Origin of the sequence: Oricola thermophila (assembly GCF_013358405.1) — a bacterium.
GTDB lineage: Bacteria > Pseudomonadota > Alphaproteobacteria > Rhizobiales > Rhizobiaceae > Oricola > Oricola thermophila.
In genome coordinates this window covers 2,633,465-2,656,533 of the sequence record NZ_CP054836.1, presented here as the reverse complement: position 1 = coordinate 2,656,533, position 23,069 = coordinate 2,633,465, and the positions used below count along the sequence as shown (strand labels likewise).

Annotated in this window: 20 protein-coding genes, 1 tRNA gene and 1 pseudogene; 8 read left to right on the top strand and 14 right to left on the bottom strand. The window is 67.3% G+C overall.

Going from position 1 to position 23,069, the window contains the following annotated elements:
* Window positions 1-184 precede the first annotated feature (184 nt).
* Complete coding sequence (locus HTY61_RS12775) at window positions 185-3,487, bottom strand: PAS domain S-box protein (protein ID WP_246272799.1); 3,303 nt, start codon at window positions 3,485-3,487, stop codon at window positions 185-187.
* A gap of 232 nt (window positions 3,488-3,719) precedes the next feature.
* Between HTY61_RS12775 and HTY61_RS12770 the strand changes: the two genes are divergently transcribed.
* Window positions 3,720-4,184 (top strand): phasin, encoded by a 465-nt coding sequence (locus HTY61_RS12770; protein ID WP_175277158.1) that lies wholly within the window; start codon window positions 3,720-3,722, stop codon window positions 4,182-4,184.
* 166 nt (window positions 4,185-4,350) lie between these two features.
* Window positions 4,351-4,427: transfer RNA gene (locus HTY61_RS12765), tRNA-His, on the top strand.
* Between the two features lie 18 nt (window positions 4,428-4,445).
* On the opposite strand, the gene HTY61_RS12760 is transcribed toward HTY61_RS12765, so the two are convergent.
* The 7 genes from HTY61_RS12760 to HTY61_RS12730 all read right to left on the bottom strand — a co-directional run bounded on the left by HTY61_RS12760 (window position 4,446) and on the right by HTY61_RS12730 (window position 9,940).
* Window positions 4,446-4,718 (bottom strand): hypothetical protein, encoded by a 273-nt coding sequence (locus HTY61_RS12760; RefSeq protein WP_175277157.1) that lies wholly within the window; start codon window positions 4,716-4,718, stop codon window positions 4,446-4,448.
* Window positions 4,719-4,846: 128 nt separating this feature from the next.
* Window positions 4,847-5,215 carry a hypothetical protein gene (locus tag HTY61_RS12755; protein WP_210268615.1) on the bottom strand — a complete coding sequence of 123 codons (369 nt, stop codon included), beginning with the start codon at window positions 5,213-5,215 and terminating at the stop codon, window positions 4,847-4,849.
* Window positions 5,216-5,314: 99 nt separating this feature from the next.
* The gene (gene xseA, locus HTY61_RS12750; protein ID WP_175277155.1) at window positions 5,315-6,892 is read right to left on the bottom strand and encodes an exodeoxyribonuclease VII large subunit; all 1,578 of its coding nucleotides are present in this window, start codon (window positions 6,890-6,892) and stop codon (window positions 5,315-5,317) included.
* A gap of 45 nt (window positions 6,893-6,937) precedes the next feature.
* Window positions 6,938-7,804, bottom strand: a complete 867-nt coding sequence (locus HTY61_RS12745) for a DUF937 domain-containing protein (protein ID WP_175277154.1) — start codon at window positions 7,802-7,804, stop codon at window positions 6,938-6,940.
* A 151-nt stretch (window positions 7,805-7,955) separates the two neighbouring features.
* Window positions 7,956-8,972 carry a hypothetical protein gene (locus tag HTY61_RS12740; RefSeq protein WP_175277153.1) on the bottom strand — a complete coding sequence of 339 codons (1,017 nt, stop codon included), beginning with the start codon at window positions 8,970-8,972 and terminating at the stop codon, window positions 7,956-7,958.
* Between the two features lie 135 nt (window positions 8,973-9,107).
* Entirely contained in the window at window positions 9,108-9,668 is a 561-nt protein-coding gene (locus HTY61_RS12735; protein ID WP_175277152.1) for a cytochrome b/b6 domain-containing protein, read from the bottom strand.
* Window positions 9,668-9,940 (bottom strand): PepSY domain-containing protein, encoded by a 273-nt coding sequence (locus HTY61_RS12730; RefSeq protein ID WP_175277151.1) that lies wholly within the window; start codon window positions 9,938-9,940, stop codon window positions 9,668-9,670. Before HTY61_RS12730 ends, HTY61_RS12735 begins: the two co-directional genes overlap by 1 nt.
* Before the next feature lie 185 nt (window positions 9,941-10,125).
* On the opposite strand from HTY61_RS12730, the gene HTY61_RS12725 reads away from it, so the two are divergent.
* From HTY61_RS12725 to HTY61_RS12715, 3 genes are read left to right on the top strand one after another with little or no spacing between them, the layout of a single operon-like run.
* Window positions 10,126-10,377, top strand: coding sequence for a PepSY domain-containing protein (locus HTY61_RS12725; RefSeq protein WP_175277150.1), 252 nt, complete (start codon window positions 10,126-10,128; stop codon window positions 10,375-10,377).
* A gap of 2 nt (window positions 10,378-10,379) precedes the next feature.
* On the top strand, window positions 10,380-11,054 hold the full coding sequence (locus HTY61_RS12720) for a response regulator transcription factor (RefSeq protein ID WP_175277149.1): 675 nt from the start codon (window positions 10,380-10,382) through the stop codon (window positions 11,052-11,054).
* On the top strand, window positions 11,051-12,415 hold the full coding sequence (locus tag HTY61_RS12715; protein WP_175277148.1) for a sensor histidine kinase: 1,365 nt from the start codon (window positions 11,051-11,053) through the stop codon (window positions 12,413-12,415). Before HTY61_RS12720 ends, HTY61_RS12715 begins: the two co-directional genes overlap by 4 nt.
* 49 nt (window positions 12,416-12,464) lie before the next feature.
* Here HTY61_RS12715 and HTY61_RS12710 read toward each other — a convergent pair whose 3' ends face one another.
* The 4 genes from HTY61_RS12710 to HTY61_RS12695 form a co-directional block, all read right to left on the bottom strand.
* Window positions 12,465-14,933 carry an EAL domain-containing protein gene (locus tag HTY61_RS12710; protein ID WP_175277147.1) on the bottom strand — a complete coding sequence of 823 codons (2,469 nt, stop codon included), beginning with the start codon at window positions 14,931-14,933 and terminating at the stop codon, window positions 12,465-12,467.
* A gap of 117 nt (window positions 14,934-15,050) precedes the next feature.
* The gene (locus HTY61_RS12705; protein WP_175277146.1) at window positions 15,051-16,424 is read right to left on the bottom strand and encodes a glutamate--cysteine ligase; all 1,374 of its coding nucleotides are present in this window, start codon (window positions 16,422-16,424) and stop codon (window positions 15,051-15,053) included.
* A gap of 95 nt (window positions 16,425-16,519) precedes the next feature.
* Complete coding sequence (locus HTY61_RS12700; RefSeq protein ID WP_175277145.1) at window positions 16,520-17,257, bottom strand: 16S rRNA (uracil(1498)-N(3))-methyltransferase; 738 nt, start codon at window positions 17,255-17,257, stop codon at window positions 16,520-16,522.
* A gap of 32 nt (window positions 17,258-17,289) precedes the next feature.
* Window positions 17,290-17,892, bottom strand: a complete 603-nt coding sequence (locus tag HTY61_RS12695; RefSeq protein ID WP_175278542.1) for a hypothetical protein — start codon at window positions 17,890-17,892, stop codon at window positions 17,290-17,292.
* A 233-nt stretch (window positions 17,893-18,125) separates the two neighbouring features.
* Between HTY61_RS12695 and HTY61_RS12690 the strand changes: the two genes are divergently transcribed.
* Both HTY61_RS12690 and HTY61_RS12685 read left to right on the top strand, forming a co-directional pair.
* Entirely contained in the window at window positions 18,126-18,275 is a 150-nt protein-coding gene (locus tag HTY61_RS12690; protein WP_175277144.1) for a hypothetical protein, read from the top strand.
* An 84-nt stretch (window positions 18,276-18,359) separates the two neighbouring features.
* Window positions 18,360-19,478 (top strand): annotated as a pseudogene (locus tag HTY61_RS12685) (alpha-hydroxy acid oxidase); the annotation flags it as partial.
* A 230-nt stretch (window positions 19,479-19,708) separates the two neighbouring features.
* Here the strand turns inward: HTY61_RS12685 and HTY61_RS12680 are convergent.
* Window positions 19,709-20,545 carry an FCD domain-containing protein gene (locus HTY61_RS12680; RefSeq protein WP_175277143.1) on the bottom strand — a complete coding sequence of 279 codons (837 nt, stop codon included), beginning with the start codon at window positions 20,543-20,545 and terminating at the stop codon, window positions 19,709-19,711.
* A 161-nt stretch (window positions 20,546-20,706) separates the two neighbouring features.
* Between HTY61_RS12680 and HTY61_RS12675 the strand changes: the two genes are divergently transcribed.
* Window positions 20,707-22,032: a DUF3422 family protein gene (locus HTY61_RS12675; protein ID WP_175277142.1), complete on the top strand. Its 1,326-nt coding sequence runs from the start codon at window positions 20,707-20,709 to the stop codon at window positions 22,030-22,032.
* Window positions 22,033-22,045: 13 nt separating this feature from the next.
* Here HTY61_RS12675 and HTY61_RS12670 read toward each other — a convergent pair whose 3' ends face one another.
* A complete protein-coding gene (locus tag HTY61_RS12670) occupies window positions 22,046-23,011 on the bottom strand; it encodes a LysR family transcriptional regulator (protein WP_175277141.1) in 966 nt (321 codons plus the stop codon).
* Window positions 23,012-23,069 lie beyond the last annotated feature (58 nt).

The window sequence follows — 23,069 nt, the reverse complement described above, 5'->3', positions numbered from 1 at the left end:
GGACGTTAACCAAGCGTCCCGCATCCGTATCGCTTTCATACAGCCAACGGCGTTGTTAACTTCCTGTTAAGGAGCGGTCGTTAATAGTCTCCTAACAGGTTTTAAGATGCTCCTCGGACACGATTGAGCCGCTCGTAATTCCAGCAGTCACTGATCTAAGGCGCCATTTGGCGCCTTTTTTTTGTCAGCTCGCCAGCACCCGCGACGGCGGGAAGACGATCTCCACCGCAGTGCCGCGTCCGGGTTCCGACTGGATGGCGAATTCCGCGCGGTTCGCCTCGACCAGCGCCTTCGTCAGCGGCAGGCCGAGCCCTGTACCGTCGCCGCGCGCCCGGCCAAGCGATGCTACCTGCTGGAACGGCTGCAATGCCGTCTCGATTTCCTTGGCCGACATACCGATGCCGGTATCCTTGATCCGCAGGACGACCTCGCTTCGCGCATTGTAGCAGGTGCTGATGATTACCTGTCCGCCGGAGTGGGTGAACCGCACCGAGTTGGACAGGATGTTGAGCACGATCTGCTTGAGGCTGCGCGCATCTGCGACCACGTCCGGAAGATCCTCGTCCAGCGAAGAGCGCACGATGATGCGGTTGCGGTTGGCCTGCGGCTGGATCATCGCGACGGCTTCGCTCACCGCCTCGTTCAGCGACACGCTTTCGAATTCCAGTTCCTGCTTTCCGGCCTCGATCTTCGAGATGTCGAGCAGGTCGTTGACCAGATCGAGCACATATTTGCCGCTCTTGTTGATGTCGGCGAGGTAGCTCTTGTAGCGCTCGTTTCCGATCGGTCCGAAGCGCTCTTCCGCCATCAGTTCGGAGAATCCGATGATCGCGTTGAGCGGGGTGCGGATTTCGTGACTGATCTTGGCGAGAAACTCGGTCTTCTGTGTCGATGCGTTTTCGGCGTTCCGCTGGGCCTCGCGAAGCGCCTGCTCGGTCTGCTTCCATGCGGTGATGTCCCGCACCACCGCGCAGAAGCCGTTCGAGGTCTCGAGCCGGCCGATCGTCATGAACAGCGGCAGGAATCCGCCGTTCTTTTCCCGGCCGAGAACCTCCAGTCCCTCGTTGAGCACGCTGGCCACCCCGTTGTGGGAGAGGCCGTGCAGGTAGTCGAGCGCGGCCGCCTGGCTTTCCTGGGCAAACAGGATGGCGAAGCTCTTTCCCTCAAGTTCCTCGCCGGAATAGCCGAAAAGCGCGGAGGCGGACGCGTTGACGGAACGGATAACCCCTTCCGCCGTCAGGACCACGACGCCGTCCGACGCGGTGTCGAGGATGGCCCGCAGTTCCTCCGCTTCCGAAACGCCGGCGTCTGCCGGCAGGTCGTCTGTTCCGGCGGACTGTTCGCGCGGCTCGAAGACGAACAGCAGTGCCGTTCTGCCGCCCCATTGAATGGCCTGCATGTGCGCGCGCGCTGTCACGGTCGAGCCGTCGGTGGCGTTCAGGCAGAGCATGCCGTCGCCGCCGGTCTCGCCGTTGAACAGCGCGTCGATCCCGCCCGCTCGATTGAGGGCGTCGGGAGTTTCGTAGCCGCTCATCCCTGCAAAGGCCTCGTTGACATAGAGCGCCTCGTCGTCCCGGTGGATCAGGACCGGCAGGGGCAGGTCGTCGAGGAAGCTTGGCGTCAGGTCGCCGCGATCATCCGCGCTTTCGGGCTCGTGGCCGGTCGCGAATGCGGAAGGAATGTAATGGTGTTCGTCCGCCGCCGGATCCGCTTCTTCACCGGTGCCCGTGTCCCGCGCCTCCGCAGCATCTTCCGGTACTTCCGCGCCGGGGGCGCTTTCGCCGTCACCTTCGGAAACCGGGACATCCGGCTGAAGATCGGTCTGCGCGTCGTCCTCGCAGGCGGCGATGTAGTCGTCTTCGCGAGATTGCGGCGACTCGGCGAGCGGTGGATCGGTTTCCGGCATCTCATCCGGCTCGTCCGGTTGCGGTTCCCGGGCGTCGGGCATGGTCCTTGCCCAGCCGAGCAGGTCGCCGATCTGGCGGAACGCGGCTTCTTCGTTCGCGTTCAGCGCCTCGCCCGGCGCATTGCCGCGGCGCTTGGAGGCGAGGTCGATTACCTTGTCGCCTTCGTGATCCGGTTGCGACGGTGACGCGGCCTGTGGCGCCTCGGCGTCATGGGTTACCGCGGTGTCGGCCTCCTGTTCCCGTGGATCGTCCTCGGGCCGTTCCGGTTCCTGCGGCGCGATCGCTTCCGCGCTTTCCGTCTTCCGATCCCCGGCTTCGTCGCCGGAAGCCGCCTCGGCCTGTGCGACGGTCAGCGTGAGGCCAAGTCCCTCCGGGTCTTCCCTGCGCTCGCCCATGCGAACGATGCCGAAGCCGCGGTAGCCCTCGAATTCGCGATCCCGGTTGTAGGAGGGCAGGGCGGCCAGGTCGACGGGAACCCGATAGGCGGTTCCCTGGACGGGCCACATGACGCTTTTGCCCGACCATGTGTCGCGGCGCGTCAGCGAGGCGCTGATCTCGCCCGAAGGATCGAGTTCGAAGACGCGGGCCACATCCTCGAAGGTCCGTCCGACGATATCGGCGGCATTGGGACCGACGGCGGCGCCGAACTCGGGGGAAATGTCGGTGAAGCGGCCGTTGCTATCCGTTTTCCAGACGAACCGCACCGGTCCGCGCACGGCCTCGAAATCCGGCTCGAAGGAAACGAGCCTCGTAGCTTGCGCGTCATCAGGAAGCCGTGCAGCTTCCGGAGCTTCCGCGACGGGTGTCTGAACCTCAGCGGCGAGTGACACGGTTTCATCGGCAGGCTCGCCATGCTCCGTCGCGTCATGCGCTTCCGGGAGGACCCGTTTTTCCGCCGGCCGGGCTTCGTCGGCTGCAGGAACCGCCATGACGAGGTGCCGCGCCGGCATGTCGGTCAGCCGCGCGATCGCGATGGCAACTGGCGTTGCCGGGCTCGGCGTCAGCAGGCGCTTGACCAGCCTGTCTTCCTCGTGGCGCACATCGCGGACCAAGGCCCCGATCTTGTCTTCCGGGATGGAGAAGCCGGCGAACAGGGAGTCTGCGGCAAGCAGCCTGCCGTCGCCGTCGACGATGGCCGCTCCTGCCCCCTCTTCCTTCAGGCCGGAAATCGCCGCCATGGCGGTGTCGCATTCGCTTTCGTCGGGACCGTCGCTGTCGATCAACACCTTGATGCAGGGCGTCCCGTCATGACCGGGAATGCGCTGCAGTTCCGCGCCGACCAGCCGGCTGCTCATGCCGGAGGTAATGCGCAGCATCGTGCGGACGGGGCTTCCGGCATCCGTCCGGCTTGCCGCGGAGCGCAACTGGCGCAGTGCCGTGCCCATTCCGTCCGGACCCTCGATCTCGAACTCGCCGATCGAGGAGAAGCCGAACAGGCTGGCCGCGCGGCCGTTCGCCCAGAGCAATGTCTCCAGGTCTTCCGAGAACACGGCGAGGGGACGTCCGGACAGGAAGTGCTCGCGAATGCCGTCCCACGCGGCGATGTCGATGAACGAGTGGTTCGTCCCGGATTCTGCCATCGGAATGTCCTGTGCGGCGCCTTTTCGGCGGTTAACAAAGGATTAATTGCCACTTCGCCACGCGGGAATCCAGCGTAGCGCAGTCTGCCTCGGGTTCAAGTTCGATGTGTAGTTAATTTCCCCACGGAGAACCGGCAATTATTGTGCGTCGCAATAAAATGTTGCAATGCACAAAAAATCTGCTATATGAGGGTCAATGAAAGATACCAAGTCAACCCAAAGGAATAATGACATGGCCAAAGCAGCGACCGACAAGACCGAAACCGCTGACGTCTTCGCCTTCCCGGCCATGGACGCCGCGCCCTTCGCCGACCAGTTCCGCAACTTCGCCGAGCAGGGCCTCGCGAAGTCGAAGGAAGCCTATGATACCATGAAATCCACCATGGATGATGCGCAGAAGACCGTCGAGAAGACGGTCGAGACCGCGCAGGAACAGGGCTCCAAGCTCTCGCTGACCGCGATCGGCGCTATGCGCGCCAATACCGAGGCCAGCTTCGCCCATCTCGAAAAGCTCGTTGGCGTAAAGTCGCTGGGCGAGGCCTTCGAGATCCAGACCGCATTCTTCCGCAAGCAGGCCGAACTGGCCGTCGACCAGGCCAAGGAAATGCAGAGCGTTTCCAAGGAAGCCTTCGAGGCGCTGTCGGCACCGGTCAAGGCGGCGACCGAGAAGGCGATGTCCTCGGTCAAGGTAGCCTGAATTCGAAACGCGACCGCCACATCCTCCTCCCGGTGGCGGGCGCGACAGAGAAAGGCCGGACTTGTCCGGCCTTTTTCTTTGCCGGTTTGCATGCATCTCGCCGCAATCCGGTCTTGCAATCGCGGCATCGGTCGCGTATTTCACGCGCCGTGTCTCGCATGATTGCGCGAACGTAGCTCAGTTGGTTAGAGCGCTGGATTGTGGCTCCAGAGGTCGGTGGTTCGAATCCACCCGTTCGTACCACCCCTTTTCCGTCAAGTTCTACCTGTTGACGTCCGGTCGTTCCGGCGGTCGATAGCCGTTGTTCTCCGGGTCGGTTTCAGCCTCGTATGCGAGGAGAGCCACCTTGGCCGATACAAGCAGGACGGGGATGGCCGCGATGGCCGAGACCGCGACAGAGGCCGCTGGTCCCAGCCGGAAGTAGCCGATCGTGATCCACAGGAACAAGCCGGCGACGGCGACGATGTGGCTCACGATGAAAATGGTGACCCCGGCGACGCCGAGGATGCTCTGGAAGGTTATGATTCGTTTCATTTTGCAGTTCGCCTGTAGCTCGCCGGCATTGGCCTTGCCGCGAGCGGATGGGATTGCTCGCACGGCGACGAGCCGGGTCCTGTAGCCGGACCCGGACCGCTACCGGTGCGCGGTTTTCGGGAGTGGGGTCAGGCGGAACGGGCAGGCGGCGCGCGGGCGCGCGCGCGGTTGCCGGCAAGGGAACGGAAAATCGCGTCCCGGGACCGGCCGGACATGCCGGTTCGGTCGGGGCGGAAACCGACAGGCGCCGAACCGGGCAACGCGGAAGCACCGCCATGTCCGGAGTTCAGGTCGGGCGCGTCCTGATCGGCGCGGCCGACGATCCAGATCGGTTCGGGAACCTTGCCGGGATGGGCAAAGCGGGCCTCGGTGATCGAGCCCCTGGCGTCGCCCGGCAGTTCCGGCGGGGCCGGATCGGCAAATGCGGCGACGTGCAATGCCAGGATGGCGGCCAGAACGGTGCGCAGCAGTGTCAGCATCCGCCCCGTCCGGTTCATGGCCATCGGTCCTGTCTCAAAGCCTCGCATCGGACGTCCATATCCCGAGACGGGCGTTCTGACGAGAGTAGTCCCAGGAAATTTCTGCCGTCGCCGTTCTCAGAAAAGGTCGCCCTGATGCGGCGGCTTCTTCGGCCTGGCCGCCGGTTTCGGCCTTGCCGTCCCGGTGCCGTTTGCCGCGATGACGCCGACCCGTTCGCGGCCCGCGAACTCGATCGTCAGGCGCGCGCCCTTCTTCACTTCGCCGGCCCGCTTGACCGGCCGGTCGTTCTCGTCGCGCACAAGCGCGAAACCGCGGTCGAGCACCGCCTCGTAGGAGAGCGTCCTGAGCAGGCGTTCCCGCTGGTCGAGCCGGTTGCGGGCGTCCGAGATCCGCAGCTCGATCGTGCGGCCGAGCCGGGCATCAAGTCCCTGCAGGCGGTCGGCACCCTGGCGGTGCTGCCGCTCGATCCCGGATACGGTGAGCCGCGAGGCGCGCAGGTTCAGCGCCTCGCGCTTGCGGTCCGCGACCAGTTGCAGCGCGCGCGGCAGGTCGCGGTCGAACCGTTCCAGCGCGCGGGTGTCGCGGTCGAGCAGCGCGGACAGCCGGCTCGGGCTGAGCCGGCCGGAAGCGAGCTGCAGGGCGTTGCGCTTGGCGGTGACATTCGTTCCGAGGCCCTGGGCGAGCCGGCGTTCCAGCGCGTCGAAGCTCTGCCGCGGCATGGCGAGCAGCCCGTCGGGCGCGGGCAGACCGCGCGCCGCGGCGCGCAGGCTCTCGCGCTTGCGATCCGCAAGCCGACCGATGCCGGCCTGCAGACGGGCCCCGAGCTGGGCAATGCTCGCCTCCAGTTCCGCCTTGACGGGCACGGCGATCTCCGCGGCGCCGGTCGGCGTCGGCGCGCGGACGTCGGCGGCGTGGTCGATCAGCGTCCAGTCGGTCTCGTGGCCGACCGCCGAGATCAGCGGGATCATCGATTCCGCCGCGGCGCGAACCACGGCCTCCTCGTTGAAGCCCCAGAGATCCTCCAGGCTGCCGCCGCCGCGCGCCACGATCAGCACGTCCGGGCGGGGAATGCCCTGCGAGCCGTCGAGCGCGTTGAAGCCGCGGATCGCGTTGGCCACCTCGGCGCCGCAGGTTTCGCCCTGCACCCGGACGGGCCAGACGACGACGCGCAGCGGGTAGCGGTCGTTGATGCGGTGCATGATGTCTCGGATCACCGCGCCGGTGGGCGAGGTGACGACGCCGATCACGCGCGGCAGGTAGGGCAGCAGCTGCTTGCGTTCCTCTGCGAACAGCCCCTCGGCGGCGAGCTTCTTGCGCCGCTCCTCCAGAAGCGCCATCAGCGCGCCGGCGCCCGCCGGCTCGATATTGTCGATGACGATCTGGTATTTCGACGAGCCCGGATAGGTGGTCAGCTTGCCGGTGGCGATCACCTCCAGCCCTTCCTCCGGCAGGAAGGCGAGCTTGGAGAACGCGCCGCGCCAGATCACCGCGTCGATGCGGGCCTTCTCGTCCTTCAGGGTGAAATAGGCATGGCCCGACGAATGCGGGCCGCGATAGCCCGACACCTCGCCGCGGATGCGCACCCGCTCGAAGGTGTCCTCGATGGTGCGCTTGATGGCGAAGGAAATCTCCGAAACGGAAAATTCCGCGACATTGGAACGTGGGGAATCGCTGCCCGGGGCCGTCTTGTTCATGGTGCCAGTAACGCCAAGGGCGGGGCCGCGGTCAAGGCCGCGCCGTCAGCGCCGTTGCATGCCCTTCAGGTAGCTGTCGAAAATGCTCTCCATCGACTTCTGGTATTCCTCCCGGGTGCGCCGTCCGGTCTCGAACATCTCGCCGAACAGGTCGCCGTGGGGATTGCCTGCTTCCTGTTCGGGTTCCGGGTCGGATCGCCGCGCGCCGCCACCCAGCATCTCCTCGAGGATGCGGCCGAGCGGATTGTCCGCCGGGTCCGCCGGATCGGCGGCGTGTTCGCGCCCTTTCGTTTCCGCTTCCCGTCCGCCGCCGAACATTTCCTCCATCGCCCTGCCGAAGGGATTGTCGAACGGGTTCGGCGCCGGCTCCGCCTCGGTTTCGCGCGGCTGCATCTTCTTCGCCATGTCCGCCTGCTGGCGCATCATTCGCTCGATGACTTCGCCGAAAACATTGCCCTGCGCCGCGCCGAATCCGGGCATGGCGTTCATCTGCCCGGCCGACTGCTTGCCGAAACCGCCCATCAGGGTCGCGGCGATGACGGGCAGCATCTGCTTGAGGATATCCTGGGCGATGCCGGTGGCCTGCGCGGCCTGGGCGGCGACGGCGCGCGACACCTCCCTGGAGCCGAACAGGTGTCCGAGGATGCCGTTGCCCTCCTCGACCCCTTCGGGCGCGAAGGCCTTTCCCATGTCCTCGAAATAGCGGGCGTGGTTGCCGCCGGCGAGCGCCTGCAGGAACGAGGCGATGCCCGTCGGATCCGAGGCGTTGCGCTTCAGCCCGGTTGAGAACGCGGGCAACAGCGCGGCGATCGCTTCCTCGGCCTGCTTCTGCGACAGGCCGAACCGGCGGGCCATCTCGGCGATCGCCTCGCCGTTCTGTGCATTCGTGAACATGTCGAACAGCGGCGCCATCGCGTTTCCTCCCGTAATGTGATTGCGACCATAACATGCGTGGCGAATGCGGCAATGACGTGCCAGGCGATGCGACCGGCTCCGGCCGCGCGAAATCCTCCCGCGCCCCGTGTCCGGGAGCAGGTCGCGTGGCACTTCCCTGTTCTCCCGGTCACGGCGGCCCTTCCCTTTCCGCCCAGACCGCGACGCGGTGGCATTCCTTGAGAACCTCGTCGATGGCGTGGCGGCCTCGCTTCCGGTGCCCGGGCGGCGGGCCGGGACGCAGCGCGGTGTAGATAACCTTCCGGCTGTCCGGCGGGCGGCGGCGGACGCGCGCCTCGTGGCGGGCAAGACGCCGGGCCTCGCGGTCGATATTGTCCAGCGCCATGCGCGCCGACACCAGGCGACGCAGCAGGGTCGCGGCAGGAACCGCATCGCCCGGCAGGCGAAGATCAGGCTCCGGCAATGGCGGGTGGCGCATGTAGACCGGAAACGGGTTGTCGCCCAGCAGGCGGATGCGCGGACGGCTGCGGCCGTAGCGCCGGCGCGGCCGGATGAAATCGAAGCGCTTGCGCGGATCGACCAGCGGAAAGGCCGGGATGGGGCCGAGCGGCACCGGGCCGTCGGGCTCTTCCTCCGGTTCCGGCTCGGGATCGGGAAGGTAGCGGATATTCGCCAGCCCCAGGTTCACCGGCACGCGGACGAGCTGCGGGGCACCGGGAAGCGGTTTTTCCGGCAACGGCGGCTCGGGCCGGATGGTGACGGTGACGGGGGTGGCTCCATGGCTGGCGACCCCGCCGCATGGCGCGTTCGTCGCCCGAAGCGTTTCGCCTGGGGAGAAGGGAGGGCGCGCTTCTCCGGCACTGCGCTCCGTCTTCGGCTTCAATGCCGGCGCATGGCGGACCTGCACCTCGATGTCGCGCGCGGCGATCACGATCAGGCGACGCACGGCGGCCTCGGCGGAGCGCAGGATGCGGCGGATGTGGAGTACGGCGTAGCGCGGCAGGGTGGCCGGGAGGACTGGCGGAAGGGTGAACGAAGCAGCGTCGGCCTCGGGGGTTGCAAGGGGACCGGACGCGGGTTCGGCAGCCGTCCCGAGATCCAGCCCGGCCAGCGCGAAAAGGTCGCGCAGGATGCGCAGCAGGTCCCTGCGGTTCCTCTCTATCGCCATTGCCCAGTCGAACTGCATCGCCTCTCTCCGTGCCGCACCATGCGGCGGGAACAGGATAAGAGGGGTGGAAGCGCGGTGGATTACATTTTCATTTCGAAAGCGTTTCGGGCCGAAAAAAACCGGGCGGCCTCTCGGGCCAGCCCGGAACCGGGATCAGAGCGGCCGCTTGCGACCCGTTATCATCGCGCGAACGAGGTTTTCGCCGTGCTCGACGGAGGCGAGGATGACGCCGCCGACATGCAGCGCGATGAGGCCGAGCGTGCCGAAGGCCAGCGCCTCGTGGACATCCTCGACCCATTCGACGCCCCAGAAGGCGTTCGTGGTCATCATGTAGCCCGTTGCGGCGATGCCGCCGATCGCCAGCAGCAGTGCCACGACCATCGCGCCGCCGGCGGGATTGTGGCCGAGATGGCGCGGCGCTGTCCTGCCCAGCATGGCGCGCAGATAGGCGAGGATCGTGCCGGGGCCGCGCACGAAATCGGCGAAGCGGGCATGGCGCGGGCCGACAAGGCCCCAGGCGACGCGGAAGGCGATGAGCCCGGCGATGGCGTATCCCGCGGCAACATGCGCCTTTTCCCATTCGTCGCCGGTGACAAAGGCGAAGGCGAACAGGCCGACCAGCGACCAGTGGAAGATCCTGACCAGCGGGTCCCAGACCCGGACGGTCGCCGGCCGCGTTTCACCGCCGGCTTCCGTCACCGCCTGCGCGGTCATCAGTCGTCCAGACCGGCGCGCACCATCTCGCCGGTGACCGGATGATACTTGGCCTCGATCTGCATGCCGTTGCCATCGAGGGCATAGACCTCGTAGCAGCCGTCATCGACCTTGATACGGCGAACCTCGTAGCCCATGCCGGTGATCTTTTCCTTGAGCGCCTGTTCCGACATCCACTGGTCGATCGGCGCGTCGGTGCAGCGAAAGTCCGATGCCATGGCGGGCGCCGCGATGAGGCCGGCTGCGATGGTAGCGAGTACGAGTTTCTTCATGGTTTGTCTCCTTGGTTTCGGTCCGGCCGTTGCCGACCGTGGAAACCTTTTCGCAAATGCGCGATGACAACCGGCTGACGCTGGTTGTAAGCGTTTTGTCATCTTGGGAATGCGAAGGTTTGCCCATGCGCCGGCATGTCTTACTCGCGATGCTGCTTGTCCCCCTCGCTTTCGCGGGAGCGCCGGTGCATGCAGACAGCGACCGCAGGGAGCGCGAGGAACTGAACGCGGCGCGCAAGCGCGGCGACATACTCGCTCTTTCGGAGATTCTCGACCGCCTGCCGGGCGGGATCGGCGACAATGTCATCGAGGTCGAGATCGACCGCGAGCACGGGCGCTTTCTCTACGAGATCTATTATCTGGGCGCCGACGGCCGCCGCCGCGAGATCACGGTGGACGCCCGCGACGCCTCGATCCTCGAGCGCGGGGACGACTGACCATGCGCATATTGCTGATCGAGGACGACCGCCGCATCCGCGAGGACGTGACCGCCGCGCTGGAGGCCTCCGGCTACATCGTCGATCCGGAGGAAGACGGCGAGGAGGGCTGGTTCAAGGGCGACACGGAAGACTACGGCGCGGCGATCCTCGACCTCGGCCTGCCGCACATGGACGGCCTGGCGGTGCTCAAGCGCTGGCGCGAGGCCGGGCGTGACCTTCCCGTGCTCGTCCTGACCGCGCGCGGCTCCTGGACGGAGCGGGTCGAGGGCATCGATGCGGGCGCCGACGATTATCTCGCCAAGCCGTTTCGCGTCGAGGAATTGCTGGCGCGCCTGCGCGCGGTGCTGCGCCGCTCGGCCGGCCATGCCGCGCCGGTGATCAGGGCGGGCGAGGCGGAACTCGATCCGCGCCAGATGCGGCTTTCCGTGCGCGGCGTGCCGGTCAACCTGTCGCCGCAGGAATACCGCCTGGTCGCCTACCTGATGCTCAACAAGGGCCGTGTCGTGCCGCAGCAGGAACTGGCCGAGCACTTGCAGTCGCTGCATTTCGAGCGCGAATCCAATGCCGTCGAGGTGCTGATCGCGCGGGTGCGCCGCAAGCTGCCGATCCGGCTGATCGAGACGCGGCGCGGCTTCGGCTACACGATCCCCGACACGCCGGCGCAAAGCGCATGATCCGCCCCTTCGCCCGCCGGTCGCTGCGCCTGCGCCTGATGGCCTTTGCCGCCGGCATCATGGCGGTGACGCTGATCGTCGCCGGTTTCGGCCTGACGGCGCTGTTTGCCCGCAATCTCGAACGCCGCGTCGGCCAGGAGCTGGACACCCATGTCGCCCAAATCGCCGGGGCGCTGCGCTTTTCGCCCGATGGCGAGATATCGCTGGCGCGCGAACCGGCCGATCCGCGCTTCAACCGGGTTTTCGGCGGGCTCTACTGGCAGGTCACCGATACCGGGACAGGCGCGTCACTGCGTTCGCGTTCGCTGTGGGACACCGAGCTCGCCCTGCCGGACGACCTGCTGGCGCCGGGCGTCGTTCATGTTCACGAGATCGCGGGTCCGCGCGGCTCGTCCCTGCTGGTTCACGAGCAGGCGGTCGTGGTCGATGCCGGTGCGACGGATCGCCGGATTCGCCTGTCGGTGGCCATCGACACGCGCGAACTGGACGAGTTGCGCGCCGGATTCGCCCGCGACATTGCGCCTGCGCTGGTGGTTGCCGGGCTGGTGCTGCTGATCGGCTTCGCGGTGCAGATTCGCGCCGGGCTGCAACCGATGGATACCCTTCGCGCCGCGATCGCCGATATCCGGGCGGGCCGGCGCAAGAGGCTGGACGGCGCGGTGCCGAGCGAGGTCGCGCCGCTGGTCGAGGAGGTCAACACGCTGCTCGACCACCAAGAGGCGGCGATGCTGCGCGCCCGCGACCGGGCAGCGGACCTGGCCCACGGTCTCAAGACGCCGCTGACCGCGCTTGCCGCCGACGCGCGCAAGCTGCGGGACCTGGGCGCGGCCGAGATAGCGGACGATATCGACGAGCTGGCCGGGCGGATGCGCGTGCATGTCGAGCGCGAGATGGCGCGCGCGCGCCTGCGCCACGGCGCCGCGGCACCCGCGGTTGCGCTGGCGCCCGCGGCGGCGGCCATCGTGCGGGCGCTGGAACGCACCCCCGCGGCCGAGGGCAAGCAGGTCGCGGCGGACGTGCCGCCGGACCTTGCCGCCCGCGTCGATTCGGACGATTTCAACGAGATCCTCGGCAACCTGGCCGAGAACGCGGTGCGCCATGCCGCCAGCCGGGTGCTGATCTCGGCGCGGCGCGACGGCGATATCGTGCGGATCGCGGTGGAGGATGACGGGCCGGGCGTGGACGAGGAACGGCGCGCCGAGATTCTCCGGCGCGGCCGCCGGCTCGACGAGGGCGGCAGGGGCGCGGCCGGCCTCGGCCTCGCCATCGTCGGCGACATCCTGGCCGAGACGGGCGGCCGGCTCGACCTCGGCACGTCGCGGCTCGGCGGCCTGTCGGCGACCGTCGAGCTGAAGGCATAGTCCTGCCGGGCTGTGCGGCTTCCCCGATGTCGGCCGACCGGCCCGGCGCTCAGCCGGCCCGGCGTTCCGCGGTTTCGGCCCCGGCGTGGCCGCAGATGCGCGCGATGAGGTCTTCCAGCGGTTCCGGCTTGTGCAGCAGGTAGCCCTGCACCTTGCGCACGCCGAGTTCCCTCAGCACGTCCAGCGCCGCTTCCTCCTCGATCCGTTCGGCGACCACGTAGAAGCCGAGGTCGCGGGCGATGCCGGTGATCGAGGAGACGATGGCGCGGTCGAACCGGCTGCGGGCAATGTTCTCGACGAATTCTCCGTCGATCTTCACCGAGTCGACGGAGAAGCGGCGCAGATAGCCGAAGGAGCTGAGCCCGGCGCCGAAATCGTCGAGACTGACGCGGCATCCCAGCGCGCGCACGTGCCGCACGAATTGCTGGGCCGCCTCGAAATTGGTGACGGTCGCCGTCTCGGTGATCTCGAAGGTGACATGGTTGGGCGCGACCCCGTTTTCCGCGATCGTTTCCTTGACGAAGGTCCACAGGGACGGGTCGCTCAGCGTCTGGGCCGACAGGTTGAAGCCGAGCGACAGCGCACCGTCGGGACCCATCTGCGAGCCGTGGCGTTCCAGCGCCTGGCGTATCACCCACCGGTCCAGCATGGAGGCCATGCCGAAACGCTCGGCGGCGGGAATGAACTCGCTGGGCGGCACGTTGTTGCCGTTGGTATCGACGAGCCGGGTCAGCACTTCGACCGTGCCGCAGGTGTTCCAGGGATCGTCGAGCCGGCGCAGTTCCTGCGCGTATAGCTTGAGGCGGCCGTCCTCCATCGCGTCGCCGAGATCGGACGCCATGCGGATCGCGGCAAGGCCCCCGGCGGTGTCGCTGCGTCCGTCGCGCACCGCAACGCGGTTGCGCCCGCCGGCCTTCGCCGCGTAGCAGGCGTCATCGGCCCGCGCGAGCAGGTTGGTCGCGGACTCGCCCGGCGCGTCGACGAATTCCACGCCGATGCTGGCGCCGAAATCGCGATGGCGCATCCCGGCCGGCAGCGGTGTCGACCGGATGGCCTCGAGCATCCGCTCGGCGACCGCGATGGCCGAGTCGCGGTCCGAGGTCGGCACGATGGCCGCGAACTCGTCGCCGCCGAGGCGGCCGACGATGGCGGATGACGGCAGGCATTGCTTCATGGCCTCCGTGGCGCCCTTCAGCGCCGCGTCTCCGGCGGCGTGGCCGGCCATGTCGTTGATCGCCTTGAAATAGTCGATGTCGATGTAGAAGAGGGCGAACGATGGCGCCTCGGCATCCGACACGAAATCGGCCAGCGTTTCCTCGAAGGCGCGCCGGTTGAGCACGCCGGTCAGCGAGTCGTGGCGCGCGGCATAGGCCAGCTCGCGCTTGCGCGCATGTTCCTGCGTGACGTCCTGGAAGGTGTGCACCGAGCCGGACACGGTACCGGTGCCCGCCGCGATGGGCGCCGCCGTGTGGCGGATCACCCGCTCGGAACCGTCATCGCCGGCCATTGCCAGCAGGGTCTTCGCGTCCTCGTCGCGCCGGGTCTTGCAGCGTCCGGCGAGCCAGGCGCCGATCGGCTGGCCGATCATGTCCGAATTCTCGCAGCCGAACAGCTGAATCGCCGATTCGTTGGCATAGGTGATGATGCCTTCGCCGTCGGTCGCCACCACGGCGTCGCGGATCGAGTGAAGCGTGACGCGCAGCGTCTCCTTCTCCGTCGCCAGTGCCTCGGCCGCCCGAACCTCGCTCGTCACGTCGCGGACGATGCCGACCACCCGCGCGGAGTGCTGCCCTTCCGAGAGATATCGCGTGTGCGCGTCTATGAAGCGGATTTCCTCGTCCGCCCGCACGATGCGGTAGCGGGCATGCAGGGTTTCCCTGGTCTCGATCAGGCGGGCAACCTGTGCCTCGACCGCGTCGCGGTCCTCGGGATGGACGAATGCCGGGCAGGTGTCGAGCGACACCTCGAATTCCGGTCCGATCCCGTAGATCTCGCGCATGCGTTCGTCCCAGAACATCCGCCCGGTGTCGGGTTCGTAGTGCCAGGTACCGATGCCGCTTGCGTCGAGTGCGAGCCGCAGCCGCTCGTTGGCATGGCGCAGCTCGGTCTCGGAGTTCTTCTGGCCGGTGATGTCGGTCTGCAGCGCGATCAGGCGGATGGCGATGCCCGTGTCGGGGTCGCGCTCGACGACGCAGCCGCGGCCCAGGAACCAGCGCCATTCGCCGCTCTTGTGGCGCAGGCGGAATTCGGCCTCCAGGTATTCCGTCTCGCCGACGACATTGCGCCGGCTGATGTCCCTGACCCGCTCGATGTCGTCGGGATGCATCAGGGACAGCCACAAGTCCTCGTGGTCGGGCAACTCGTGCTCGTCATAGCCGAGCATGCGCTTCCAGCTCGCCGAGTGCGACGTCTCGCCGGTCGCAAAATTCCTGTCTATGACGCCGAGGCGCGCGACCGAGAGGGCATGTTGCCAAATGTCGGCGTCATTGATCGGCGATGTCGCTATCTGGTCGGACATGTTGTATCGCAGCGGTTCCTTTTGGCGGAACTATCTGCAACAAAAAACACAACCAGAGGTTAAACGGACGCGAAAGCTTCCGGCTTTTGGCGATTTTTTCCGCCCGCGCGGCCCCGCTCAGTAGGCATATTCGAGAAAAACGGGCTCGATCGACTCGGCCCATACCGAGTGGTACTCGGTGATCATCTGCTCGGCCGGCGTGGTGCCGCGCGCGACGATCTCCTCCAGCGGAATGAGGAAATGCGCCTCGTCGAAGCCCTCGGAATTGAGCTTCGCGCGCGATTTCAGGCCCTCGCGGGCGATGCGGAGAACGTCGTAGCCGATTTCCCGCACCGTGCGGCCCCTGATCGTCGCCTTCAGCCCCTCGCGCGGCACGGCATCGCGCAGCGCCACCACGTCCTCGCAGGTCCAGTCCCGCGTCAGCGCGTCCGCGGCCTCCAGCGCCGTCTCGTCGTAGAGCAGCCCGACCCACAGCGCCGGCAGGGCGCAGATGCGCCGCCACGGCCCGCCGTCGGCGCCGCGCATCTCGATGAACTTCTTGAGCCGCACCTCCGGGAACACGGTGGACAGGTGGTTGGTCCAGTCGCCCATGTTCGGGTGCGGGTCCGGGATCTCGCCCTCCAGCGCACCGTCCATGAACTGGCGGAAGGTGACGTGGGTGCAATCGTGGTACCGGCCCTCGCGCAGCACGAAATACATCGGCACGTCGAGCACCCACTCGACATAGTCCATGAAGCCGAAATCCTCCGAGAAGACGAAGGGCAGGACGCCGGTGCGGTCCGGGTCGGTGTCGCGCCAGATGTTCGCCCGCCACGACAGCAGCCCGTTCGGCCTGCCCTCGGTGAAGGGCGAATTGGCGAACAGCGCCGTGGCGACCGGCTGCAGGCGGTAGGAAACCTGCATCTTCCGGCGCATGTCGGCCTCGGAAGCGAAGTCGAGATTGACCTGGATGGTCGAGGTCCGGTGCATCATGTCGAGACCTTCATTGCCGACCTTCGGCATGTAGGCGCGCATGATGTCGTAGCGCGATTTCGGCATGCGCGGCGTTTCGTCCAGCGTCCATTTCGGGCTTGCGCCGAGGCCGAGGAACTTGATGCCGAGCGGATCGGCGATCTCGCTGAGCTGCGACAGGTGGGCGTTGGACTCGCGGCAGGTCTGGTGGATCGTCTCCAGCGGCGCGCCGGACAGCTCGAACTGGCCGCCCGGCTCGAGGCTGATGGCGCCCATGCCGGTCGGCTCGTAGAGGCCGATGATGCGGCCCTCGTCCATGATCGGCGACCAGCCCAGCGTTTCCTGCATGCCTTCCAGCAGGGCGCGGATGGAGCGCTCCCCCTCATAGGGCACCGGGCTGTTGTCCTCGGTGAAGAAGGGAAACTTCTCGTGCTCCGTGCCGATCCGCCACTCGTCCTTCGGCTTGCAGCCGGAGGCGAGATAGGCGGCCAGTTCCTCTATCGAGGAGATCGGGGTTTCGTCGGTGGTGTCACGCGCCATGGAACGCCTCGTCCGGTATATTCGCGGGGCTTGATGGACGAGGGGAGCCGTCAGGGCAAGCCCATTTTTCTGATGGCCGTTCAAGGAATATTGAATTACTTCCAGTCGCCTGCCGTCGCCTGGATGACGGCCAGCGCCGCCACGGCCGCCGTGTCGGCGCGCAGGATGCGCGGGCCGAGCGGGATGGCGGTGACGAAGGGCAGGGCGCGAAGCTGGTCGCGCTCGGCATCGGAAAAGCCGCCCTCCGGGCCGATGATGACGCCGAGTTTCCTTTCCTTCACCGACTGCAGCGCTGCCAGCGGGTTGTTCGTCTCGGAGTCCTCGTCGCAGAAGACCAGCCGCCGCTCCGGGTCCCAGCCGGCAAGCAGCCTGTCGAATTTCACCGGTTCGCGGCATTCGGGAATCGACAATATGCCGCACTGTTCCGCCGCCTCGACCGCGTTGGCGGCCATCCTGTCCACATTCACCTTCGGGACCTGGGTGTGATGCGTCATCACCGGCTGCAGGATGCCGGCGCCCATCTCGACGGCCTTCTGCACCATGTAGTCGAGACGGCCGGATTTCAGCGGCGCGAAGCAGTAGACGAGGTCGGACGGGGCGGGCTGCGGACGCACCTGTTCGGCAAGCTCGAGCGCGGCCTGTTTCTTGCCCGGCCTGCGCAGTATGGCGCGCCATTCCCCGTCGCGGCCGTTGAAGACGAGCAGCTCGGCGCCCTCGTCCATCCGCAGCACGTTGAGCAGGTAGTTCGACCGGGTCTTGTCGGTGGCTATCGTTCCTCCCGCCGCGAGGGGGTGGTCGACGTAGAGGCGTTGCATTCTGTAGTTCGCGCGCATGGCGGGACGGATGGACCGTCGCGCGCAAAAGGTCAATTCCCTGCGGCCGGCGGGTAGTGAAGCGCGGTGAAGTGAATCGCCGGAACGTAGCCGGCGCGCAGCGTCCTGGCCGTCGAGGGCGGGGTGAGCATCATCAGCCCGTCCGGCGGCGGCTGCGGCGCGTCATAGCCGGAAAAGGACCAGCGCCATGCCCGCCCGGTGCGAATCACCATGGCGTCGCGGCCATCCGTGACCATGGTTCCGTCCGGCAGTTCCCCGGCCGGGCAGGGCAGCGGGTGAAGCCGCTTCCGCCGCCCGTCGAGGCGCTCGCGGTGCAGCGCCGTGTCCATTTCGCCGGCCGTCGGCGGTTCCGTGCCGTTGCCCGCGGCCCAGGCGGCCCTGAACCGCTCGGCATCGGCCCGGCGGCAGCGGAAGCAGGGGCGGTGGCCGGCGGCCAGCGCCGTGGCTTCGTCGAGGAAGAAGAGCTCGGTCCAGCCGGCGGATTTCCCGTCCCTGCCGTTGTGACCCATCACGTCGCGCCTTGTGCCGCGGTAGTTGCAGGCGCAGACGATCCAGGCCTTCGACGTCCAGCGGCGGCGCGGATGCAGCCTGCACGTTGCGGGGTCGTGCAATATGCCGCGATTGCCGGTGAACATGCCGCGCGCGGGATCGGCGACGATATCACCCCACGGGGTGACGCGATTCTGCAACACTGTCGAATTCCCTCGAAGAAATGGCGATCCAACCGTTCAAAGGCTCTGGCATTTATCCTTTGTAAACCCTATACGGCCCGCCGTGCCCGACTCCCCTGTGACGGCCGGCACACCGATTTCGCGCCGGATCTGGCGAGATGGCGGCGAAACCGAAGAGATTTCAGGAGCAAAGATTCATGCACGCGCGCGCGGCTTTCCTGTCGGCAGCATTGTTGTTGACCATCTCCTTCCTCGGGCTTGCGGTCTATACCGAGCGGGCCGAGGCCGGGAAGACGCCGGTCGACGGCTACGGCATTTCCGTCGGGCTGGTCGCCGCGGCGGGCTGATCGCTTCGCCGCGCCTGCCGTCTTTTCCTTGCCGCCCATTGCCGCTATGACCTGTGGGTCAATATTGCGGAGGGACTGGCAGGCATGAATCTCGACAAGGTTACCGACATCCAGGATCTGCAGAGGATCGCGCGCCGCCGCGTGCCGCGCATGTTCTACGACTATGCCGATTCGGGCGCATGGTCGGAATCGACCTATCGCGAGAACACGTCCGCGTTCGGGAAGATCAGGATCCGCCAGCGCGTCGCCCGCAACATCGACAATCGTACGGTCGCGACAAGCATGGTTGGCCAGGACGTGTCGATGCCGGTCGCGCTGGCGCCGGTCGGCATGACCGGCATGCAGCATCCCGACGGCGAGATCCATGCCGCCCGCGCGGCCGAGAAGTTCGGCGTGCCCTTCACCCTGTCGACCATGAGCATATGCTCCATCGAGGCGGTCGCCGAGGCGACGACGAAGCCCTTCTGGTTCCAGCTCTACGTGATGCGCGACCGCGGCTTTGCCGCCGACCTGATCGCCCGCGCCAAGGCGGCCGGCTGCTCGGCGCTGGTGCTGACGCTGGACCTGCAGATTCTCGCCCAGCGCCACAAGGACATCAAGAACGGGTTGTCGGCGCCGCCCAAGCCGACGCTGGCGAACCTTCTCAACCTCGCCACCAAACCGGCCTGGTGCCTCGGCATGCTCGGCACGCAGAACCGCTCCTTCGGCAACATCGTCGGGCACGTGAAGGGCGTCGAGGACATGTCCTCGCTCTCCGACTGGACCAACAGCCAGTTCGATCCCACGCTCGACTGGGAGTCGGTCGAGTGGATCAAGAAGCACTGGGACGGCAAGCTGATCCTCAAGGGCGTCAACGATGTCGAGGATGCCGAGATCGCCGCCAAGACCGGTGCCGACGCGATCATCGTGTCGAACCACGGCGGACGCCAGCTCGACGGCGCGGCGGCCACCATCGACATGCTGGCGCCGGTGGTCGACAAGGTCGGCGACAAGATCGAGGTCCATCTCGATTCCGGCATCCGCTCCGGCCAGGACATCTTCAAGGCTGTCGCGCTCGGTGCGAAGTCGACCTATGTCGGCCGTGCCTTCGTCTACGGCCTCGGCGCCGCCGGCGAGGCCGGCGTGACCAAGGCGCTGGAACTCCTGCGCAAGGAACTCGATCTCACCATGGCGCTGGCCGGCGAGACCGACATCAACAATGTCGGCCATCACAACCTGCTGGAGCCGCCGGCGACGGTGCGCAAGACGGTGAAGGCGAAGGCGCCGGCAAGGAAGAAGGCCCAGTCCGCCGCGGCGAAGCGGACGACCGCCGCGAAAGCGGCTTCGGCGGCCAAGCGGACGTCAGCAGCCGGGTCCAAGCCGAAGGCCGGCGCCGGTCGCAGGGCCAAGGCCCCGGCGAAGGGCTAGGTCGCGGGCGCGCCGGTCCGGCTCTGCTAGGACACGGGCTGCGAGCGCTGGCGCGACGGTTTCCGCCTTTCGTCGCGCGGCGCTTCCGCGCTTTCCGTTCTTTGCGCGTGACGCAGCTGCGATACAGCCTCCCATGACCGTATCCGTTCCGCCTCGAGGCGGTGGGTCTGGATGTATTCCATGTGGGCCTCGGCCGCGCGTTTCGCCGCCGCGGCATCACCGGCCATGATCGCGTCGTAGACGGCGCGGTGCTGGGAAAGCAGCGCGGCGCGCGCGCCGGGAAGCCCGTAGACCAGCGCCCGGCTGAAGAAGACACCGTTCTGCAGCAGCCGGTAGCAGGAGCGCAGGGCGTGCATCAACAGGATGTTGTGGGCGCTCTCGCACACGGCATTGTGGAACTCGATGTCGGACTCCGCTTCCTCGTCGAGATTCTCCTGGGCGTGTGCCGTCTCCATGCGGGTCATTATGTCGGTCAGCAGCGCCTTGTCGTGATCGGTGGCGCGCTCGGCGGCATAGGCGGCGGCGATGCCCTCCACGTCGCGTCGATATTCCAGGTAGTCCTGCGTGGCCTTCGGATGGCGGGCGATCAGTTCCAGCATCGCGGGCGAGAACACGTCGCCGATCACGTCCGCGACGAAGGTGCCGCCGCCGTGGCGGGTCACCAGCAGGCCCCGGCTTTCCAGCTCCTTCAGCGCCTCGCGCAGCACGGGCCGCGACACGTCGAACCGGCGCGCAAGCTCGCGCTCGCCCGGCAGCTTGTCGCCGACGCGCAGCACGCCCTCCAGCACGAGGGTCTCGATTTGCGCGCATATCCCGTCGGCCGTGCGCGACTGATCGATTCGCTTGAAATATCCTCCCGGCATGCCTGTTCTCCTGTCAGCGCGGAAAGTAGCGGCACGGGGGCCGCCCGGTCAATTTACATGGTGCGCGCCCGCGGGCGAGGCAATTTGCCCGACCCTGCGGCATGTCATTTGCCGGGGCGCAGGTTATAGTCCGGCGGCAATTGTCCGCCGGAACCGATGCGATGAACGAAACGCAGACAGAAATCCAGACGCCGGAAACGCCCGCCGCGCCGGGCCTTGCGCGCCACGGCGCGTTCGGCTTTCCCCTGCATCCCAGCCGCGCCGTCGCGCTGGGCGAGATCCATGCCCGGCCCGCACCATCGATCTCGGCCCCGCGCGCCCTGATCAAGCTGTGCTTCATGACCGAGGCCGGCTCCACGGTCGACCATGCCGCGCTCGCCGAGCTTTCGCGCCGCCATGGCGCCGCGCCGCCGGACAGGCAGGCCCGTCACCACACGATCCAGACCGGCAAGGGTTCGCTCAGGTGGGAGCGCCATACCGAGGCCTCGACCTACCTGTGGGAGGGGCCGTTGTCCCGCCGCCCCGGCGATCTGCCCACCGGCCATCCCTTCGGCGAGGAGTTCCCGCCGCCCGGCACCCTGATTGCCGGCGTGCGCATGGAGATCCGCAAGCACAGCCCGGCGACGATGAAGCTGGTCGACTCCTTCGATCCGGCGACGCTGTGCTGCTCGCTGGTCGAGGGCGGACTCGCGGTCGTGGTTACCGATTTTCGCCAGGATGCCTCCGGGCTGACCCGGATTCTCGTCCTCGACAAGGGCATGACGCCGCAGCGCACCGGCGCGCTGGCGCAGCGGCTGTTCGACATCGAGATCTACCGCACGCTGGCCATGCTGGGCCTGCCCCTGGCCCAACGCCTGTCGCCGCGCCTGCGCAAGGCGGAGGACCAGCTCGCCGAACTGACCCACCGCATGCGGTCGATCGACGCCGGCGATGCCGAGCCGCTGCTCGACGAGATCACCGCGCTCGCCGCCGACCTGGAGGCCGACGCCGCCTCCAGCCTCTACCGCTTCGGCGCGAGCCGTGCCTATGACGAGATCGTGCACGACCGCCTTGCCGCGCTCGGCGAGGAGCCGGTGACCGGCTACGACACCTGGCTCTCCTTCCTGGAGCGCCGCGTCGCGCCGGCGATGCGTACCTGCCGCTCGGTGGAGGACCGGCTGGCCAACCTGTCGGAGAAGCTCGCCCGCGCCGCCACGCTGCTGCGCACGAAGGTGGACGTGGCGGTGGAGAAGCAGAACCGCGACCTGCTGCATTCCATGAACAAGCGCGCAAAGCTGCAACTGCGCCTGCAGCAGACGGTGGAGGGCCTGTCTGTCGCCGCCGTTTCCTACTACGTGGTCGGGCTGATCGCCTATGTCGTCAAGGGAATCGATCCGAAACGCTTCGGCGTTCCGGACACCGCGGTCACGGCGCTGGCCGTGCCCGTTGTCGTGCTGGCGATCTGGGCCGTGGTGCGCCGCATCCGCCGCTCGCACAGCGACGGCTAGCGTCTTCGGTCGTTCAGCGGACCGCCGAGGCGACACGCCGGAGCGGTTCCGCGCGGGAACCGGCGTCCTGCGCCGCGTCGATGCCGTTTTCCCAGTAGGGAGACGGCCCGTAGAGATCGGTCAGGAAGTCGATGAACAGGCGCACCTTCACGGGCAGGAATTGGCGCGACGGGTAGATCGCGTGCACCGCTATGTTGCGGGAGCCGCCATATTCGGGAAGGATCTGCACCAGCTCTCCGGAGGCGAGTTCCGGGCCGATGTCCCAGGTCGAGCGCAGCCCGATGCCGATGCCGGCCAGCACGGCCTCGCGCACCACTTCGGACGAGTTCGTCATCAGCGTGCCGTTGGGGCGGACAGAGACGGGGCCGTTCGGGCCCTCGAGCCGCCATGCCTCGCCGGAGACATGCGTCAGGCAGTTGTGCCCGGACAGCGCCTCGAGGCTTTGCGGCGTGCCGTGGCGCTTCAGGTAGGATGGCGCGGCGCACAGGATGCGCCGGACGGGCGCGATCTTGCGCGCCACGAGGCTGGAATCGGCCAGTTCGGCGATGCGGATGGCCACGTCGTATCCCTCGCCGACGATATCCACGAAATCGTCGGTCAGGACGAGGTTGATCGCGAGATCGGGATTGGCCTCCATGAAGGTTCCGAGATGCGGCGCGACATGCAGGCGGCCGAAGGAGGTGGGGGCGGTGACCTTCAGCGTGCCGCGCGCCATGGCCGAGCGCCGCGACACGAAGGCTTCCGCCTCCTCGACGCCCGCCAGGATCGCCACAACGCGTTCGTAGAAGCCCTGTCCGGCTTCCGTGAGGGCGATCTGGCGCGTGGTCCGCTGCAGCAGGCGCGAGCCGAGCCGGTCCTCCAGCCTGCGCAGGCGTTTCGAAACGACGGCCGGGGAAAGACCGAGCTCGCGGCCGGCGGCCGACATGCTGCCCGCCGCCACGACGCGGGCAAAGATTTCGAGGTCGCCAAAATTGCTCATGTTCTTCCGGGGTCCCGACCGTTTCTGAGGATATTGTATTACGTTACGTAATGTCTGA